General features: G+C 30.0%; 18 protein-coding genes. 2 read left to right on the forward strand and 16 right to left on the reverse strand.

Annotation, left to right across the window (positions count from 1 at the left end):
• Positions 1-184 precede the first annotated feature (184 nt).
• The 9 genes from OA93_RS16715 to OA93_RS16755 form a co-directional block, all read right to left on the reverse strand.
• Complete coding sequence (locus OA93_RS16715) at positions 185-1,045, reverse strand: hypothetical protein (protein WP_131450977.1); 861 nt, start codon at positions 1,043-1,045, stop codon at positions 185-187.
• Positions 1,046-1,281: 236 nt separating this feature from the next.
• Complete coding sequence (locus tag OA93_RS16720; RefSeq protein WP_039114643.1) at positions 1,282-2,388, reverse strand: alkene reductase; 1,107 nt, start codon at positions 2,386-2,388, stop codon at positions 1,282-1,284.
• 25 nt (positions 2,389-2,413) lie between these two features.
• A complete protein-coding gene (locus OA93_RS16725; RefSeq protein ID WP_052259486.1) occupies positions 2,414-2,797 on the reverse strand; it encodes a hypothetical protein in 384 nt (127 codons plus the stop codon).
• Positions 2,798-2,811: 14 nt separating this feature from the next.
• Positions 2,812-3,825: a zinc-binding alcohol dehydrogenase family protein gene (locus OA93_RS16730; protein WP_039114645.1), complete on the reverse strand. Its 1,014-nt coding sequence runs from the start codon at positions 3,823-3,825 to the stop codon at positions 2,812-2,814.
• Positions 3,826-3,845: 20 nt separating this feature from the next.
• Positions 3,846-4,226, reverse strand: a complete 381-nt coding sequence (locus OA93_RS16735; RefSeq protein WP_039114647.1) for a hypothetical protein — start codon at positions 4,224-4,226, stop codon at positions 3,846-3,848.
• 11 nt (positions 4,227-4,237) lie between these two features.
• A complete protein-coding gene (locus tag OA93_RS16740; RefSeq protein WP_039114649.1) occupies positions 4,238-5,188 on the reverse strand; it encodes a polysaccharide deacetylase family protein in 951 nt (316 codons plus the stop codon).
• A 314-nt stretch (positions 5,189-5,502) separates the two neighbouring features.
• A complete protein-coding gene (locus tag OA93_RS16745; protein WP_131474496.1) occupies positions 5,503-5,859 on the reverse strand; it encodes a hypothetical protein in 357 nt (118 codons plus the stop codon).
• Positions 5,860-5,884: 25 nt separating this feature from the next.
• Positions 5,885-7,306, reverse strand: coding sequence for an L-dopachrome tautomerase-related protein (locus OA93_RS16750; RefSeq protein WP_052259487.1), 1,422 nt, complete (start codon positions 7,304-7,306; stop codon positions 5,885-5,887).
• Between the two features lie 44 nt (positions 7,307-7,350).
• Entirely contained in the window at positions 7,351-8,130 is a 780-nt protein-coding gene (locus OA93_RS16755) for an acetolactate decarboxylase (protein WP_052259488.1), read from the reverse strand.
• A 116-nt stretch (positions 8,131-8,246) separates the two neighbouring features.
• On the opposite strand from OA93_RS16755, the gene OA93_RS16760 reads away from it, so the two are divergent.
• Positions 8,247-9,092 (forward strand): AraC family transcriptional regulator, encoded by an 846-nt coding sequence (locus OA93_RS16760; RefSeq protein WP_039114651.1) that lies wholly within the window; start codon positions 8,247-8,249, stop codon positions 9,090-9,092.
• 228 nt (positions 9,093-9,320) lie between these two features.
• Complete coding sequence (locus OA93_RS16765; protein WP_039114652.1) at positions 9,321-10,055, forward strand: CpsB/CapC family capsule biosynthesis tyrosine phosphatase; 735 nt, start codon at positions 9,321-9,323, stop codon at positions 10,053-10,055.
• A gap of 100 nt (positions 10,056-10,155) precedes the next feature.
• Here the strand turns inward: OA93_RS16765 and OA93_RS16770 are convergent, their stop codons facing one another.
• The 7 genes from OA93_RS16770 to OA93_RS16800 form a co-directional block, all read right to left on the reverse strand.
• Positions 10,156-12,516, reverse strand: a complete 2,361-nt coding sequence (locus tag OA93_RS16770) for a tyrosine-protein kinase family protein (RefSeq protein ID WP_039114654.1) — start codon at positions 12,514-12,516, stop codon at positions 10,156-10,158.
• Between the two features lie 7 nt (positions 12,517-12,523).
• Complete coding sequence (locus OA93_RS16775; RefSeq protein ID WP_039114655.1) at positions 12,524-13,288, reverse strand: polysaccharide biosynthesis/export family protein; 765 nt, start codon at positions 13,286-13,288, stop codon at positions 12,524-12,526.
• A 36-nt stretch (positions 13,289-13,324) separates the two neighbouring features.
• The gene (locus tag OA93_RS16780) at positions 13,325-14,023 is read right to left on the reverse strand and encodes a WecB/TagA/CpsF family glycosyltransferase (RefSeq protein ID WP_039114656.1); all 699 of its coding nucleotides are present in this window, start codon (positions 14,021-14,023) and stop codon (positions 13,325-13,327) included.
• Between the two features lie 2 nt (positions 14,024-14,025).
• Positions 14,026-15,213 (reverse strand): hypothetical protein, encoded by a 1,188-nt coding sequence (locus OA93_RS16785; protein ID WP_039114658.1) that lies wholly within the window; start codon positions 15,211-15,213, stop codon positions 14,026-14,028.
• A 4-nt stretch (positions 15,214-15,217) separates the two neighbouring features.
• Positions 15,218-16,561, reverse strand: coding sequence for a hypothetical protein (locus tag OA93_RS16790; protein ID WP_039114659.1), 1,344 nt, complete (start codon positions 16,559-16,561; stop codon positions 15,218-15,220).
• Positions 16,558-17,598 carry a glycosyltransferase family 4 protein gene (locus OA93_RS16795; RefSeq protein ID WP_052259489.1) on the reverse strand — a complete coding sequence of 347 codons (1,041 nt, stop codon included), beginning with the start codon at positions 17,596-17,598 and terminating at the stop codon, positions 16,558-16,560. The genes OA93_RS16790 and OA93_RS16795 overlap by 4 nt, the downstream gene beginning before the upstream one ends.
• 332 nt (positions 17,599-17,930) lie before the next feature.
• Positions 17,931-19,040, reverse strand: coding sequence for a glycosyltransferase (locus OA93_RS16800; protein WP_165572115.1), 1,110 nt, complete (start codon positions 19,038-19,040; stop codon positions 17,931-17,933).
• Positions 19,041-19,047: the final 7 nt, after the last annotated feature.

The raw sequence follows: 19,047 nt of genomic DNA on the forward strand, positions 1-19,047 counted from the left end.
AGGTTCTGAGGTTCTGAGGTTCTGAGGTTCTGAGGTTCTGAGGTTCTGAGGTTCTGAGGTTCTGAGGTTCTGAGGTTCTGAGGTTCTGAGGTTCTGAGGTTCTGAGGTTCTGAGGTTCTGAATTGATAAAAAAGAGCGCTTTAGCGCTCTTTTTTATCAATTATCAATTATCAATTATCAATTATTAATGTTTTGCTTTAGATCCAAACGGACAACGCTTTATAAGATAATTGATTGTAGCGTGGTAAGCATCGAATCCGGTTCCAAAAGAATTTCTAGATTCCGAGTATAAGTTAGATCCTTTATCGTTATAAATATTCAGATTAATTTTAGTTTCATAATTAATCATTGTTGTGGCATTATTAGAGTTATATGCTGAACCTGATGATTTAGTAGTTTCTTTTCGTCCCTCTTTATTTTGGGTTTCTTTATCATTATAACTAGAAACACCACTTCCGTAAGACGAAGTTCCTTTATTAGTTACAGTGGCAATTCCGTATAAAACATTTTCAACCCCTAGTAATACGGCCATTTCCTGTGGAGTTATCGATTTTAAATTAGCATGTGTAATTTTATTCTTAGCCAATATACTATTTGTTGTAATAGGATCTTGCAAGTCTAAACCATAAGTATTGTCTTTAACAGACAAATATCCTTCTGCTTGCAACTGCTCAGCCATCGAATTAACATTAAGTGAAGGATCATTAGATATGAACTCAAAAGGCAATATAGCTATTCTCCCTCTGCGATCTGTAGATGTAGAAACTGGTGAAATTGTTTCGGAACCAGCCGTTTTATTAACTACTTCCGTTCTTCCGCTGGCAAATACGATTACATTTATATCTGCCTTTTTAAACTCATATTCTAGGGATTCTCCCTTAAATATAAACTTAATGGCATTATCTTTAACCGATACAACTTTGCCTTCTCTTTTTTCTCCATTTACCATAATAACAGTATCAACTTTATCCTGAGCAGACATGGTAATTACACTGCAAAAAAGGATTATAAAAAAAGTGATTTTTTTTAAAATAAGAATTTTCATTTTTTCAAAGATTAAATTTTTAAGAATTAAAACCAATCTAAATGCATAAAGCAAAATCTTTAATCAAGACAATAGTCGCGTATACAATTGTTAAAAAAAATGTTATTTGTAGATAAATTGATACTATAAAAATAATTATTTTTTTATTTAAATCCAATATAAACCCATATTAATCGTAGGTAAGCACTAGTTTTATCAATCGATTGCGCAAGTTAAATTTTTCTTAAATTAAGGTTTTACCCCATAAAAGGATAATCTGTGTAACCTCTTCCTGTACCGCCACCAAATAAAGTATGATTATCTGATATTTCATTTAGCGATGTATCTAATTTGACTCTTTTTGGATAATCGGGATTCGTAAGAAATTTTCTTCCAAAGCCAATTAAATCAACCAAATTGTTTTCTATTAATTTTTCACCTTCTTGAGGGGTTTTATTACCAGTGGCTATAATTGTATTTTTAAATTTAGCTCTAAGTTCTTTCCTGAAATCATTTGAAATTTGTGGAGCATCATCCCAATCGGCTTCACAAAGATGAATGTACGCAATATCTAATTTATTCAACTCCTCCGAAGCTAACATAATAGTTTCCAGAATCTCAGGATCATTCATATCTTTAAAGCTTATAAAAGGAGAAAGCCTTACTCCTGTTTTTTCTTTTCCAATAGCTGATACTACTGCTTTAGAAATTTCAATTAATAATCGGATTCTATTTTCTTTCGAGCCTCCATATTTGTCGGTTCTTTTATTACTATTACTTCTTAAAAACTGGTCGATTAAATAGCCGTTTGCTCCATGAATCTCTACACCATCAAAACCTGCTTCGATAGCATTTTTAGCCCCCTGAACAAATTCCTGGATTACGTTATCGATATCAATTTTAGTCATTTCTCTAGGTTTTTCTACAGGTATAAAAGTAGCATCCCCATTTGGAGCACCATCAAAAATATAAACATTGGTATTTTGTGCCAGTAAAGCCGAAGGAGCAATAGGTTGCAATCCATTTACTTTAGAACTGCTTACCCTGCCTACATGCCATAATTGAAGAAATATTTTGCCTCCTTTTTTGTGTACAGCATCTGTTGTTAGTTTCCATCCTTCTATTTGTTCCTGGCTATATATCCCTGGAGTTTTTGCATATCCCATACCCTGCATAGAAATTTGCGTTGCTTCGGTAATTATAATACCTGCCATACTCCTTTGAGCATAATATTCTGCCATTAATACATTAGGAACATCTCCAGGTTGTGTAGCTCTAGAACGTGTCATAGGAGCCATTAAAAAACGGTTTTGTAATTCGATTCCTTTTAAGTTATATTTCTGAAATAATTCTTGATAATTCATTTTTATGTCAATTTAGAATTGTAATTTATTTTTTGAATTCTACTGTTGAAAAAATCAATGTTGTTTCTCCAGTATTTTTTAAATTATGAACGAAAAAATTCTCTTCATTAAGCTTATCAAAATAAACTGTATCTCCTTTTTCATAAATTATTTCCTTTACAGAACCATCATTATAGTAAGAAATAGATTTGCCAGATGAGAGTGCTGTCCAGAAATAGCGTAAACAATGTTTATGAAACGGAAGTTCTTTTCCTGCAGGTAAATGAATAGTCCAAACTTTAAATTCTTTATTTTCAAAAACTAATTTTTCACCTACTGTCCTATTGTTTTCAGCATTATTAAGTTCATCGCGTAATTCATTAGTCCACAGTTCCCAGGTTCCTGCAGGATTTATTATTGTAGCTTGCATGTTTATCTTTTAATTTAAAATTCAATAGCAATCTTTCCTATTGTTTTTCCAGATTCCAATAGTTGATGCGCCTTTTTTAAATTATCAGCCGTAAGACCAGTTAATGTTTCATTCAAAGTAGTTTTGAGTATTCCATTATCTAATAAATCAGCTATTTTATTGAGAATATTATGTTGTTCTTGTATATCATTTGTTTGAAACATAGAACGGGTGTACATCAATTCCCATGAAAACGAAACGCTTTTGTTCTTTAATTTATTCAAGGCAACAGGGTCACTGCTTCCGGTAATAGAAGCAATATGTCCTTGAGGTTTAATAAGCTCCACCATAATATCCCAATAAAAATTTGTATCAACAAAATCGAGAATGAAATCAACATTTTCGAATCCTAATTCCCTAACAGCAGAAATCAAGTTTTTATGATTAACCACATAATCGGCTCCTTGCTCTTTGCACCAAGCAATAGTTTCCGGACGAGATGCTGTGGCGATAACAGTTAAACCTGCTATTTTTTTAGCCAATTGTATGGCAATAGAACCAACTCCTCCTGCCCCTCCAATTATTAAAACCGTTTTACCTTTATCCTTTTCAGGATTAATACGAATGCGGTCGAAAAGTATTTCCCAAGCTGTTAAACCTGTTAAAGGTATAACGGCAGCTTCTGCATTCGTAAAAGATTTTGGTTTTCTGCCTACAATGCGCTCATCTATAATTTGATATTCTGCATTGCTACCTTGTTTCGTAATATCTCCTGCATAATATACTTCGTCGCCAACTTTAAATAAGTTTGCATTTTCACCAACAGCTTCTACTATACCTACAGCATCCCAGCCGATAATTTTTGGAGTTTCTAAAACTGTATTTACAGCACTATTCTGGCGAATTTTAAAATCTACTGGATTTACAGATACCGCATTGATTTTTACCAATAAATCATTTGCACCTGGTATAGGTTTAGCAGTTTCAAATTCTAAAAAACTATTTTGTTCAGTTATTGGTAGTGATGTTTTAAATCCTATTGCTTTCATAATTTTAATTGTTTTATTTATTATTCATTTCTAAAAACAGCTTCGAGCAAAACTCCTGTCGGAGTATGCAAAAAGATTCTTTTTTCATTAATATCCTTTAATTCCATTGTGCTATAATCCACAGCTAGTGAATCTAATTTTGACTTAAATTTTTCATATCCATTCATAAAAAACGCAGTATGATCTATTGCTTCTGCAGCATAATTACTACTTTGCTGAAATCTTAAATTAGATTGAATGACATGAACTATTGGGTCATTTCCTTCATATAACCAATAACCAGGAATAGATTTTTCGATCACATCGGGGCGTTTCCCTTCTTTTAAATCAAATACAGAAATAAAGAACTTTTTTGTATTGTCTATATCCCTTGTTCGAATGGTAGTATGATCAATGTGCATGGAAATTATAATTAGTTATTAAACTTTTCTTCGGCATTATCGATAGGCGTTTTAGGATCATTTTGAACCATCTTAGCGATATCATCCTTTCTCATAAATACGACTCCTTTTTTAGTTTTTGTATATTGAATAAAGGTATCCATTGCTTTAACCATCGCTGGAGTTCCGCCTATTCTGTCATGAAAACTAATAGACATCATTCTTCTTTTGGTAGCTCCTTCTTCATAAAGTTGGTCAAATTCCATTTTTAATTGAGCCAAAAATTGATCTGGACTCCAATGTTTACCCTCTACATTTACAATATCATTATTACGAAGTGTATATGGCATTACGACAAAGTTTTTCCCATTTACTTTAGTGATAAAAGGTTCATCACGACTTAAATCATCGATATGATATAAAAAACCAAGTTCTTGCAATACTTTTAGAGTGTTTGGACTTCTGCGTAACCAGTTTGCATTATATCCAACTCCCCTTTTACCAGTAATAGATTCTACAGTATCAATCCCTTTTTTTACAAATGCTAATTCATCAGCATAACTCATATTCCATTGATTACTCCATGACATTCCATGAGCTGCGATTTCATGACCACCATTTGCAATAGCTTTTGCAATTTCGGGATATTGTACAGCAGCTTCACCTACTACATGCGAAGTAACTTTAATATCGTATTTCTTCCATAAATCCAGCATTCTGTAAATCCCTTCATTTGCTCCATAGCGAAACCAACTTTCGGCAGGTAAATCTGGTTGTCCTTTGGGTAGTGGACTTCCAGAAAACGGACTTTCTGCACCTTCTGGTTGGCCTCCTGTTTCGAATTGCATGGATACTGAAATTACTAATTGAGCTCCATTTGGCCAATTTTTAGTAGTGTTTTCTTTTTTTGTCTGTGCATTAAATGATAAAAATAACATCATGAAAATTGAAGTTATTATTGTTTTGAAAAAAGTTGAATTCATTTTTTATAAGTTTAAAATTTTTAACAAAGTTAATATGGTTCTACAGCTGTTTTGTTGTAAAATATCATTGAATGTTTGTAAATTTCGATTAACCTGTTAGATTTGTTTTTATAATCTTTATAGAATACAATTTCATATTAAATTTGAATATTAACAACAAGTAAACAAAATCATAATCACTTATAATTAAATGGCATACGTTGATTTAATAATCTATATAAAAAGAAAAGCACACAATAAAATTATAAAAAATTATTGGGTGCTTTCTTTTACCTAAACTAGTATAAGTAAGTTTATATTAATTGGGATTTTTGTTACCCAAATAAAGCTGTTCCGCTATTCATTCTCTCTAATAATCCCATGCAAAGTGAGCATGTAAATAGCGTAATTGCAATTGCTATTAATCCAAAAATTATTAACAACTTTCGAATAGATCCTTTTGCTAAATTTTGTTCATTATCTTTTGAAATGTATTCATAGATATTTTTGAAATTTTTATAGATGATAATTCCCGTAAAAGCTATCGCAAAAAATATCACTGCTGCTATAACAGTCAATACATAAAAACGAAGTTGATTACTATGAATAAAAACATCACTAAGCGTAATTAAACTTAGTATAAAAAAAGCTACTACAGCCGTATAAACAGAAATCTTGAAGAATGTAAACATAGTTGCTTTTAAGTATTTAATTAGTCTATTTTTTAAAACGATAAATATAATAAGGTGGTTTGCCCTCATCACCAGCTCCTGTAAATGCAGGCGAACTATCAAGTTGGTTTACTGAAATGTACATCCAGCCATCTGGACCTTGGTAAACATTATCAGGCCATAATATTCTTTCACTATCTTGTATAATATTGGTTAATTTACCTTTAGCATCTAGTTTCGTAATAGCATGTTCTTGCAAGTTAGTAAAATAATGATTGCCATCTGCATCCGTAATTGCTCCATCACTAAAAGGTTTGCTTCCAACTCTTTCTATCGAATTACCAATTACGGCATCACTTTTACCATCTCTTAACAGTTTTGCAGACACTTTATACCAAGAAGAACCATTCATAGCTCCAAAAAATATAGTTTCTCGATCATTCGAAAGCGTAATTGGATCAATTGCCACACGAGCAGGTTTACCGCCAAAATGTGTTACTTTACCTTTAATAATCATGTCTTTATCTTCTGCTTGCAATGAAGTATGTCCACTAAATCTACGAACATTTTTAGTTTTTAAATTCAGTACAATAATTCCCGGATTGGCAATATCGGCCAAATAAGCAAAACCATTCTTTTCATCTATTGCTACATCTTGAGTAAAAGTTCCTTTGGGAGCTACAGATGAAGGTAATTCGATTTTTTGAGTTACTTTATTTTTGCTAATATCAAAAGCCCAAAGCCTTGTTTTACCAAGTTCAAGTCCCATATCGATAACCCATAATTGATTGTTTTTATCAAAAATAAGTCCTAGCATAGCATCAAATGTAGCATCAGTAGCTTTTTTTCCATTCTTCTGAAAATTTTCAGATGGATAAGGAATTGCTTTACCATTTACAATTTCTACCAATTGTATTTTTTGACTTCCTAGCGGGTGTATAGTTGCAAAAACACGACCTTCTGCCGATACAGCTACATCCCCCGGACGTATATCCATTGCTGCTACAACTTCTAGATTGTTATTAGTTTTATTAGCGTTCCCAAAATAACTTGCAGTACCTTCTATCCAGTCTTTACGAGGAGGAGCAAAAAAGTCAACATCTAGTGTTCCGTCTTCAAGACATTCAAATTGGTGTGGTATATTCCCTGGAATTATAAGTACTTCTCCAGCCTTAACGATATAATCTTTGCCTTGCATAGTTACTTTTACACTTCCTTTTGTAATATAAGATGTTTGTTCATTGGGATGCTGGTGCAAAGGTACTTTTGCTCCTTTATCCATCTTAAATAAAGCTAGCATTCCTTGCTCTCCATATACATATTTTCGTTGTAATTTATCTCCCAACTGTTCCCATCCCAAATCGTCAAACTTAATATGTTGTATCTCTTTTGTATTTTGTGCTGTCATACTATTCGTAATCAAAGTCATTACAGCGATTGCCAATATTGTTAATTTTAATTTTATCATTTTTATTGTATTTAATTATTTGAAATAGATTTTCCCTTCAATTATTAATAAGAGCTTTTGGCGTTACTTTGCTGCGGCCAGGGTTTATCAAAAGTTTTATTTTGCTTTGGCAAAAGAATCTCATAACCTGATTTTTCGTCTATACTAATTTTTATTTTTACAGAAGATAATTCTCCAGAAACCAAATGTCCCCCATATGTTTTATCATTTGATATAAAGTGAAAATGAAACGGTGACAAATCGATAGCTGCAAAAGATGGTGGATTATAAAAGCCAACCAGAGTTCCCGAAATATTTCCTTTTTTGTATAAAGGCCTTGTTTTCATTAACTCAGCTAAACCTGTAGTATCCCAGTCTTCGAGTTTATTTGCGCCACCCACTACGATAGATTCAAAAACACATTCTATTCGTAATGCATACGGTTTATTTGCAGATGGGAGTTTACTTATGATTTCTTTTTGGAGCATTTCAATATTTTTAATACCACTCACCTCAAATTCTTTGTCAGCTCTAAAAAAAGCAACCGATGCAAATGGAACTTCTCGTTCAACTTCTGCTTTTGTAACACGTCCATCCGAAGCTATACGATAAAAAATACCATCCAGAGCAATCATTTCACCATCGAGATGATTATAAGTACCTAATCCAAAACTTCCTTTAGCAGCAAGTGATTTTATACTAAGATCACCTATGTAAACACCGTTTCGCATTGCGTCCATTGCAGAATAATGAAAAATTGGCTTCTCTTCCTGAACTTGCCCATTTACTACCAAGAAACTAGCAGTAGTAATTAAAGAAGCTATTGTTGTTAATTTTTTACTCATTGTTTAATTTATTATTCTGTTTACACAGAAAGGATTATAAAAGCAAAGATATTTTTTAACAACTAAGATATATTGTAGATTTTCATTGTATTTTTGTATAAATTAATCATCAGTATATGAAACGTTTTAGTAGCTATCATTCCTTAAATGTATTTAGATTACAGCTCGACGAATGGGAATTCCCAACACATAAACACAATTTTTATGAATTCATTTTTATAGAGAAAGGAAGTGGTAATCACATTCTAAACGAAACCATGTTCAATTATAAAGAGGGAGATGCTTTTTTATTAAGACCAGAAGATTCCCATTCTTTTGAGATAGAAGAAAATACAAGCTTCATTTTTGTGAAATTTACAGAGCAACTTTTTATAGAAAAACTTGAAGGAGGCAAAACTGCCAAATGGATGGAAATAATTAAAGTTCTTTTACAAAATCCATCTGCTGTAGATGGAACTTTGATAACAGATGAAGAAGATAAAGAACATATTTGCAACTTATTGAAAATACTATTAATTGAATTTTCAAAAAAATGTGCCTACAGTCGTGAAGTTGTATTAGAGCTTTTTGGCGCAGTAATGATGATGGTTGCAAGAAGCCATTCTACTTCTAAACACGGAGATCAATGCCCTAGTAATACAGAACTTGATAAGTTAAATCAAATATTAGGTTATACCCGTCTACATGCGTTAGATGCTGAAAAAATGCGTATTGAAAATATAGCAGAGTTATTTGCCATGTCCCCCAACTATATTAGTATTTATGTAAAAAAACACAGTGGAGTTTCTATTCAGCAACATATTATTCAGACAAAATTAAAAGCTGCTGATCAATTACTTAAAAATGGTCGCCATAATGTAAATGAAATAGCTGCCAAATTAGGATTTACAGATGCAAGTCATTTTAATAAAATATATAAAAAGTATAAAAAAGTAAGTCCTACCGGATTCATGAAACCATGATAGATTTTTACAATCTTAAAAAGTCTAAAAAGTGTTATTTTGTCCTAAATCAGGAGAATTATGTTTTTGACTTATTTAATAAAATAACTAAATAAACTTACCTTTGCGGCACTGCTTTATATTCTAAATGAGAGTCTTACAAATAATTAAAACCTTTTTTTATCTCAAAATACAATTGCTCAAATAGTGAATATTTTAAAGTTCTATTCAAAAACACACCTATTCCATATGTTTTCATTATTTAAATCCCGCTATTATTTAAAAGATTTAATACCTAATCATTATATTGATATTCATAACCATCTCTTACCTGGAATTGACGATGGGGCTAAAACAATTGAAGAAACTAAAATGCTTATTTCAGGCATGAAAAAAATCAATATTGCAGGTGCGATAGCTACACCGCACACTTTTGTTAAATATTGGAATAATACTCCCACAAGTATAAAAACCGCATATAATTTTGCTATAGAATCTGAAGAAGAAAAATCTTTTTTAAAAGGATATGCTAGTGAATATATGTTAGATAATACTTTGATCCAACGATTGAGTAAAGAAAATCTTTTATGCTTACAGGATTCATACATTTTAGTAGAACTATCACTTGTAAGCTGTCCATTAGACTTGTATGAAATGCTATTTGAATTAAAATGCAAAGATTATAAAATTATAATAGCGCATCCTGAACGTTACTTTTATTTTCATAAGCATATTGATAAATTTGAAAAATTAAAAGCATTTGGTGTTTATTTCCAGCTTAATTTATTGTCATTAACTGGCTACTACGGCAGGGAAGTTCAGAAAACTGCTGAACGTTTAATCGAGAAAGATTTATATGATTTTACAGGTACAGATATCCATAATGAAGAGCAAATGAACCAATTTTCAACTGAATCAATTTACTTCAATAAGAACAAAATTGGTGATTTGATGCAGAAGAATAATATCTTTTACAGGGATTAATTTCACTTTATCATGTTCCAACATATTATAGCTTAAAATAAAAAAGGTCCTCATATAAATGAGGACCTTTTCGGTTAAAGCATATTTAATATAGATTCAACTACTTCTTAAATAAACGCTTAAATAACGTTTTCTTTTCAACATATCTGCCATAACCATAATTATGACCATAATTATAACCACTGGCAATATCATTAATTACATACCCCATATTATTGAGTTTTTTGTCTTCATTAAGTTTACTAGAATAAGAGATTAATTTTTTCTCGGTCATTCCTGAGCGTACAACATACAAGGTTGTATCTGCATATTTAGAAATAATTAATGAATCTGAAACCAATAATGTAGGTGGTGTATCAAAAACTATAATATCATACAGTTCTTTTATTTCATTTACAAAAGTTGTAAATCTTTTACTCGATAATAAAAGTATCGGATTAGGTGGTATATCTCCAGATAACAATACATCAAAAGAAAAATCGTTTGTTTTATTCTTATAGAGTAAATCCTGCCATTCCAATGAACTGTTATGTAAATAATTAGATAATCCTTTATTGTCAAGTTTAGATTGATCTAAATGTTTATGCAATTGTGGGTTTCTTAAATCTGTACCTACAATAAGTATTTTTTTGCCTAATTGAGCAAGAGTATTAGCTAAATTAAATGATACAAAAGTTTTTCCCTCGCCTTTAATAGATGAAGTAACAAAAAAGATTTTTCCTTGTTTAGTATCATCAAATGGAGTAATAAATTCGGTGTTATGAACTAATGTTCTAAACGCTTCCAATACTTCTAAATTAGCTTCATTATTTTCATTTTTATTTTCTTGTAATGAAGGTAATTCTCCAAGAATAGGAATATGATTGTTTATTTTTTCGATATCATTAGTGCTGTATATTTTATTATCAAATTTAAAAAGCAGATATAAAGCGCCAAATGGAATAAATAAACCTAACATTAAGGCCATCAAAAAGACAAAACTTGTTTTTGGATAAATAGGAATATTATTTGTTATGGCATAATCTATAATTTTGGTATTAGGTACCGTAACAGCTAGATTAATAGAAGCTTCTTCTCTTTTTTGAAGCAATAATAGATATAAGTTTTCTTTTAGATTTTGCTGACGTTCTATATTACGTAATACTTTTTCTTTCTCCGGTAACGTCGAAAAAGCACCATCTGCAGTTCGCTGAGCTAATACACCTTGATTACGAGTAGTTTCTAATTGTTGCTTGTAGCCTTTTATGGAATTTATAATATTATCTTTTTGATTCTTGAGAGAACTTAACACAACTTGAACTGATGGGTTATTGCTACCCGCACTCGTTTGTAGTTTTTGATATTCTAATATTAAAGTATTATATCCTGCAATTAACTGATTTATAGTAGCATTTTGAACTCCAATATCAGCAGGCAAAAGATCAAAACCAGACTGTTTAAATAAATTATCCTGAAGAAGTTTAACCAATAATAATTGAGATTCTACATCAAAGAGTGCTTGTTCCTTGTCAGACTTTATTTTTATACTCACCCCAGCATCTTCTTGAATAAAACTTAAATTGTTACTTGTTTTATAGTCCTTTTTAGATATTTCTATCGCATCTAACTCTTGCTTTAAATACACAAACCTATTATCAACAAAATCAATTGTTCTTCGGGAAACTTGTTGGTTATCCTTAATTCCATCCTCTTCAAATACTTTAATTAAATTATTCAAGATAACTTGAGCGTGTTGTCCATCAGAATTTTTTAAAACTAACGAAATGATATCACTATCTTTTCCCATTGCGGATACCTGTACTGCTTTAGTTAGCTCTAATGTTGCTACTCTAATAGGTTTTAAAATTATTTGATACGTATTGTCAACAAATGAGTTTATACTTTCATTCGCAGATGGCTGAATTGTTATTGGAAAATTAGGGAGAGGTTTATTAAGCCAATATCCTTTTGTTTTCAAAGTCTTACCTGAATCTGTGTCTAAAATTGTATACCCTGTTTTAGTAATATTTATGTCATACCTTATTATATCTGATAAACTATCTTGTGGTAGCGCATAATTGATTACAAATGGTGGATTAAAATTTATTTTAGAATTTATTTTTCCTTTTGAAATATAAATTACATTTAATTTTAAATTCTGCACTACTTGTTCAGAAAGACGATATGAGTTAAACAAAGCAATTTCGTTTTCTAAGTTAATAGCAGATTTACTAAATGCTTTGGAGATATCCAGAGAAAAATTAGTATTCTTTTTATCATCTATAAGTTTAACTTTAGCTTCTGTTGTATATATAACATCTGCATAACGTAAATATGTAAATGCAATTAAAAGAGAAAGAAGCATTGCACCCAAGAACCAAGGCCAATAGCGCAAATATTTTTTAAATGATTCTACAAAATTTATAGTAGTCTCTTTTTCGTCAAAGTCTAAAAAACTATTTTTAGTTATATTTTTATCCATCTCAAAATTATCGTGTTAACAAAATAACCGAACTTAATACCAAAGAAGCTATCGTTAATATGGTAGCTGCATTTCCTATATAGCCGGATGTTTTTACTTTAGAATTATTAGGATTTATTACTAGTACATCGTTCTGTCTGATAGTATAATCTGGATTATTCATCCAATCGGTCGTAGTAAGATCTAGGTGTTTAATAGTACGTATACCTAGTGATTCTCTGATAAGTATTATATCTTTTCTTTTACCATTAATAGTTAAATCTCCTGCATATCCTAGAGCTTGAGGTAAAGTAAGGTATTGCTCTGTAAAAGAATATGTTCCTGGCTTATTTACCTCCCCCAGTACAGTAACTTTAGCGTTTAAAAGACGAATACTTACAGTTGGGCTTAATAAATGACCTCCTATCTCTAATACATTTTTTAGTTCTTGTTCTAGCTCAGAGGTACTTTTATTGACTACAGGAATTTCACCTAATACAGGAAAAACAATTGTGCCTTGAGGAGATACTAAGTATCCTTGCAATTTCATTGTCTCAATATTAGACATACTATTTGTACCTAATTGTTGAATATTATAAGGAATAACCGTTTCTGGAACTTTTGCCCCCACAGTAATACTTAAAATATCATTCGGTTGTATTAACGAACCTGTATACTCAATACGGCTTGATATGTATTCAGTGCTGTCTTGAAAATATAAAATATCTTTTTTGGAAGCACAGGATTGCAAAAGCAAGAGAATGGATGCTAATGCGTAAATGTATTTATTCATGATTTTATTTATTTATTTATTTATTTATTTATTTATTTAAAGCTTATTAAACTGAAGTAAAGCAAAAAATCGAATTAAATGAATTTGCCTTTTTATTCGTAAAGGCTGACATACTAAACGATAAGCCCATTCTAGATTGTTATTTATCCACCATTTTGGTGCTCGTTGTACATGACCAGTAAACACATCAAAACTCCCACCTAATCCTTGATAAGTTGCTTTATGTCTCTTTTGAATTTCTTCCATGAGCAATTCTTGCTTAGGAGAACCCATTGCTACGAAAACAATATCAGGTTGTTTCTCGACTATATCTTTTATTAGATTTTCTTTTTCTTCATCCGTTTTTAAAAAACCATTTCTGTAATTTAAAATCTGAATCCCTGTAAAATCTTTTTTTAAATTTACCACGGTAGCTTCAATTACTTCATCTTTTCCTCCAACTAAATAAAATGTTTTAGTAGTATGATATGCAGCAATTATATCTAACCAAAGTTCGCATCCAGGAATTTTTACTGCTTTTTTAAAACCTTTTTTGCGAAGTGCCCAAACCGCTCCTATTCCGTCAGGATATCCTAAATTTCTGTTTATAATAGAGCGACTTTTATTAGTTGCATGGAGTATTTTTTCTGCGTTTACAGCAACTAAAATTTTATGATTAAAAACAGCATAATTTATAAGTTCAATTCTAGATTGAGGGGCATAAATATTAACGCCATTTGAAAAACTTGATTCCATAATTATAATTTTGAATTTTCTTTTAAAAATTGAGTCATAGCGTTAAACATAAAAGCATTACTCCAGCGCATATACGAAATTTTTGAACTTACCCCCTTTTTCAATTGGTAATAAAAATATCCTTTAGGATCCTGCATATTATTAATTGTCCATTCCATGATTTTTTTAGCTAACCCTTTATTATTCATAAATTTGTTAAGACTCGACAGCGTTACAAATAATTGTGCAGGACAATGTATATCTATAGGATAAGTTTGATTATGATAATACTTTGGTTTTCCGTCAGCTTCAAAAAAATTTTCTATATAATATTTAAAGCCTCGCTCAATATTTTCTGAAAAAGTAAAGTCATCCGTACAATTCTGATAAGTACTTATTGCGTCTAAATTGTAGCCTGTATGAAAACTATCAATCCAAGACTGCACTGGTAAAAGACCATATACCCAAGAACCATCTTTTTGTTGTCCATCACAAGCAGCTATTACGGCATTTTTTGCAGTTTCTTTTTGATTAGAATCCTTAGTATAATTATAACATTTACTCAATAATTTTGCACCAAGTAATGAAGCGTTATAAACAGTATTATTCCCTTTTAATGGACTATATGAAAAAAGAAAACCATTAAAATGTGGTGTTCTTCCAAGGTCATTCAGAACAAAATCTGCTGAACTTAAAGCAGTTTTAAGATAAATCTCGTTTTTAGTAATCTCATATGCTTCAAATAATGCCGAAGCACAAAAAGTTGTAGCAACAACCGTTGGTGTGTTTTTAGGGAATAAAAAAAGACGACGCGCTTGCCAATCAAAATTATATCCCCAACATGCTCCTGAATAGTGTTTATTTTGTAATTCTAATAACAAATCTGCAAGGAAAATAATTTTTTCAAGAAACTCCTCTTTCTTGTCAAAACTGTTATTCCCTTTTTTAGCTAGTTCATACAGGTTACAATAACCTGATAAGAACAGACCAATACCTTTTGCATTATATTGTTTTGGAACAAAAAAAATCTTCCTAAAATTAATAGGTGATCTTTTAAACCCTTGAATCCATGCTAATCTTGCTAAATCCCATTGCTTAAATGGGAGTGCATTAAAAATTTTAGAATTTAAACCATCATAAGGATCCCAACCTTTAAAGTTCTGATATTCACAATATGATTTTAGTTTAAGAAAAGATTTATCTAAATTCATTAGTTTAAATTAATAGTTTAAATTTTCCCGAAATAGATTTTACAGGTTCTGGTATCTCTCTAAAAGTGAATTCTATATCAACTTTAGAAGAGTCAAATGAATTCATTGGATTGAAGTCTTTGCTTAAATTTATGTCTTGATTTATTACGTATAAAATTTCGACTTGACCTATTTCGCTTTGACTTGCTTGTATACTAACACAGTAATCAAATAATTTATGATGTCTTCCAAAAATCAATCCTGTCAATGGAATTTTTTTATTCTTTTTATCTAAAATATATTCACCACTTCTTCCTTCTTTTATCGAAAAAGAACTTAATAAGGAGTCCCTATATTCGCAATTAAAGGCAATATCTTCAGTATCATATCTAATCATTGGAGATTGAAAATTGTAGTAATTCGTTCCTATTAAACTTGATTCTCCCTCTGTTTCATCAGTTTCAACATAGCCATAAGTATGAAGTGGCTTATATTTATTTTTATCTATCTCATATGCTATTATACACCCTTCGGAGTGTCCATAAAAAGCATTTGTTTTTACACCAAAAACCTCTTCAATTGTGATTCTTAAATAATCGTAAGGAAACTCAGAATTTAATATTATGCCTTTTAAATCTCTCTTAAGCCTTTCCTTGAGTTGCTCATTTGTCTTACAATAAAGAGCTAGTTCATATATTGCGCTTGGGTAACCATGAAGGAATTTAATTTGAACTTTTTTATACTTACCTAATAATACTTTTGATATAGTATTATAATCACTATATATATCTAATCTTAGGCTATTTCTAACGAAATCGTAATCTACATAATTCCGAACATCGTTTCTTCCTACAAGCATAAGCTTTAATTCAGGTACTTTAAACTTCATTTGTTTTTTCCAGATATAATGGAGATGAGCCCATTCTATACCCATTTTTTCTGAAGGAGTAAAAAAAGATAATGTTTTGCCACTTGATCCTCCAGTATTTACTTGAACTGCTTTAGTAAAGTTTACCGACCTATCTGAAATATTGTATTTAAGTAAAAGTTCTTTTTTGATTATTGGTATGCGCTTAATATCATTGAATGAATTCAGTTGCATCATAGGATTGAAATTCAATGAATTATAATAATCCTTATAAAATGCTATATTTTGATAAGCATAAATTGTAATTTTTTTTATTTTAAAAAATAGATACTCTTCTTTTTTCTTCTTTTCTAAAGTATTAAATACTAATAATTCTTTTTGTGAATCTCTATAACTTTTACTAATTCCAGGCCTAAAAGAATAAGGCAAAAACGAAATGATTTTACCTATACCATATGGCATAAAATTTAAATTATTTCTTAGAAAAAAACCTAAATTCATATGTTATTATATAAGTTGTTTAATATGTTTTTGACATTTTTAGGAAGGTATGGTTCTACCATTTTCATGCTATTTTTTCCTAAAAACTCAAACTCTTTTTGTTTTTCTATGATGTATAAAATTTTATCTGATAATGCTTTTTTGTCACCTGGATTTATTAAATATCCGTTTGCATTTTCTTTTACTACCTCAGGAATGCCTCCAACGTTAGTAGATAAAATCGGTAAACCATATGACATTGCTTCCAAAATAGATATTGGAAGACCTTCGTTGTAAGAAGGTAAAATGTAAGCATTAACACTATTCAAGTAATTGATTTTTATGTCATCAGATACCCAACCAATATATTCTATTAAACTGTTTAAATCATTTTTTAATATTAACTCTTGTAATCTATTTACTTCGCCATTACCGCCTATCAGAAATTTACATTTACCAAGAAGTTTTTTTTTATTTTCTATAATAACATCTAGTAATAACCAAATTCCTTTGTTTTCAGAAATATGGCCCAGAAATAAAAATTTAAAGAGATTATTCAATTTATTGACTTTAAGATTAGGATAAGGGACAATATTAGGAACTACATCAATTCTCTTAGGATTAAAATTTTCTAAGAAAAATATTTCCCATTCTTTTGACAAACAAATAACTTGATCAGCATTGTTTATAAAATCTTCAATATATCTTTTTACTCTTTTAGATGATTTTGCATAAAACACATTAAATTCTCCTCCATGTATATGATATACTATTTTACAAGAAAATCTTTTGCATATTTTATAGATGATATACTTTCTGAAAAAACTATGATATGACGATCCATGTATATGGATAATTAAGTTAGAATTTCTAATTAAAAGAAATGAAAGCTTAGAGATACAAATTAAAAATTGTATCAAGTTGCTAATTTTATTAACTGAGGATGTGGATTTAATAAATATTGCTTCAGGAAATATTTTTGAATATTGAAACAATACACTAGCGACGCCACCTTTTCCTTTTTTGTAATCAACTCCAATAAAAACAATTTTATTCATTTATTAACTAGTTTTAATACCTTTTAGCGCGTCGGTATTATTCATTTAGAGCCGAATAATTGATATTCAACACTCATTACTTCATTAGGATGTTCAGATTTGCCACCTATTGTAACATTTGTTCCTATTTATACATTTTCACCAATTACTATACATATTATAATGAAGGACACAGTCAATTCCGCCTCAAGCAAATTTTGTTAGTTTTCCTATTTTTGCGGAAATTCTTTTTTTATAGAACCAATGTCTCATTCTATAGATACTTAACATTTTAAATAAGCATTTATAATTTTATAAAGCATACAGAATAAGCATATACCAAATTGTTATTATTAAAGATTTTTGAAAAAAATTAAGTAGTTTGATACTGTTGCACTTATGCTAAATTTTTTTATCATAGAATCTCTTTTATTAATTATTTCTTCCTTACTAACAGCAAATAGTTTTTCATTTTTTTTAAATAACTCAACATACGAACTTACAGCATTCGTTTTAGGAAAATAACAGTATTCTAAATCTCTAAATACGTTTAAATGCTCTTTTATAGGAGATAAAATGAGTGGAACACCTGTATTCATGGCTTCTAGAACAGTAATAGGCAATCCTTCATGAATCGATGAGGAGATATATAAATCTGATGAATACATTAAATCATTAATGTTATCTTGTATACCAATAAATTTAATATTGTTTTTAAATTTCAATTGGTTATGATGCAGTTTTATATTTTGATAAAGACTGTCATTATAATGCTTACCACATATTAATAGATAAAGTGTGCCTTCATATAATTCAGTATTCAGGTTTTCTATTAAGTCAATAAGTAATAATTGATTTTTTTGTTTTGTAATCCGTCCAACATTTAATAGAATTAAGCTGTTTGTGGGAATTTCATATTTTTGGGTTATAAATTCTCTAATGTTTTGATTTGCGTGAAAAGCTATACCATTATTGATAACCATTCCTTCTCCTATAATTTTATTTAAACTCAAATAAGCTTCATCAGAACAATAGGTATATTTAAACTTTAAGTGAAATAATTTAGAGTAAGCTAATTTTAATAATTTACTCTCACTTATATGTGTATTGTGTATTGTTTGAACAAATTTGATTTTGAATATAAATGCAAAAGGAAAAAAGTATATACTTGCCAAAAAGGAATGAATATGAATTAGCGTAGGTTTATTTTCTTTCAATAATTTATATATTTTAAAGAATAAAAAAAGTGATTTTTCGCCAGGTTTCCTGTTTAGACTTATTACTTTTATACCGTTTTCAAATAATTGATTTATTTTTGACATCTCAGAAATGTCATTAGAAAATGAATCAATTATGACAACCAAAACTTCATGATTGTGTTTTTTTATACCTATAGCCAAATCTTTCAAAAGTGTTTCTGCCCCACCAGCTCCTAAACTCGCTATTACTTCAAGGATTTTCATTTTTTTC

Origin of the sequence: Flavobacterium sp. KMS, assembly GCF_000813005.1 — a bacterium.
GTDB lineage: Bacteria > Bacteroidota > Bacteroidia > Flavobacteriales > Flavobacteriaceae > Flavobacterium.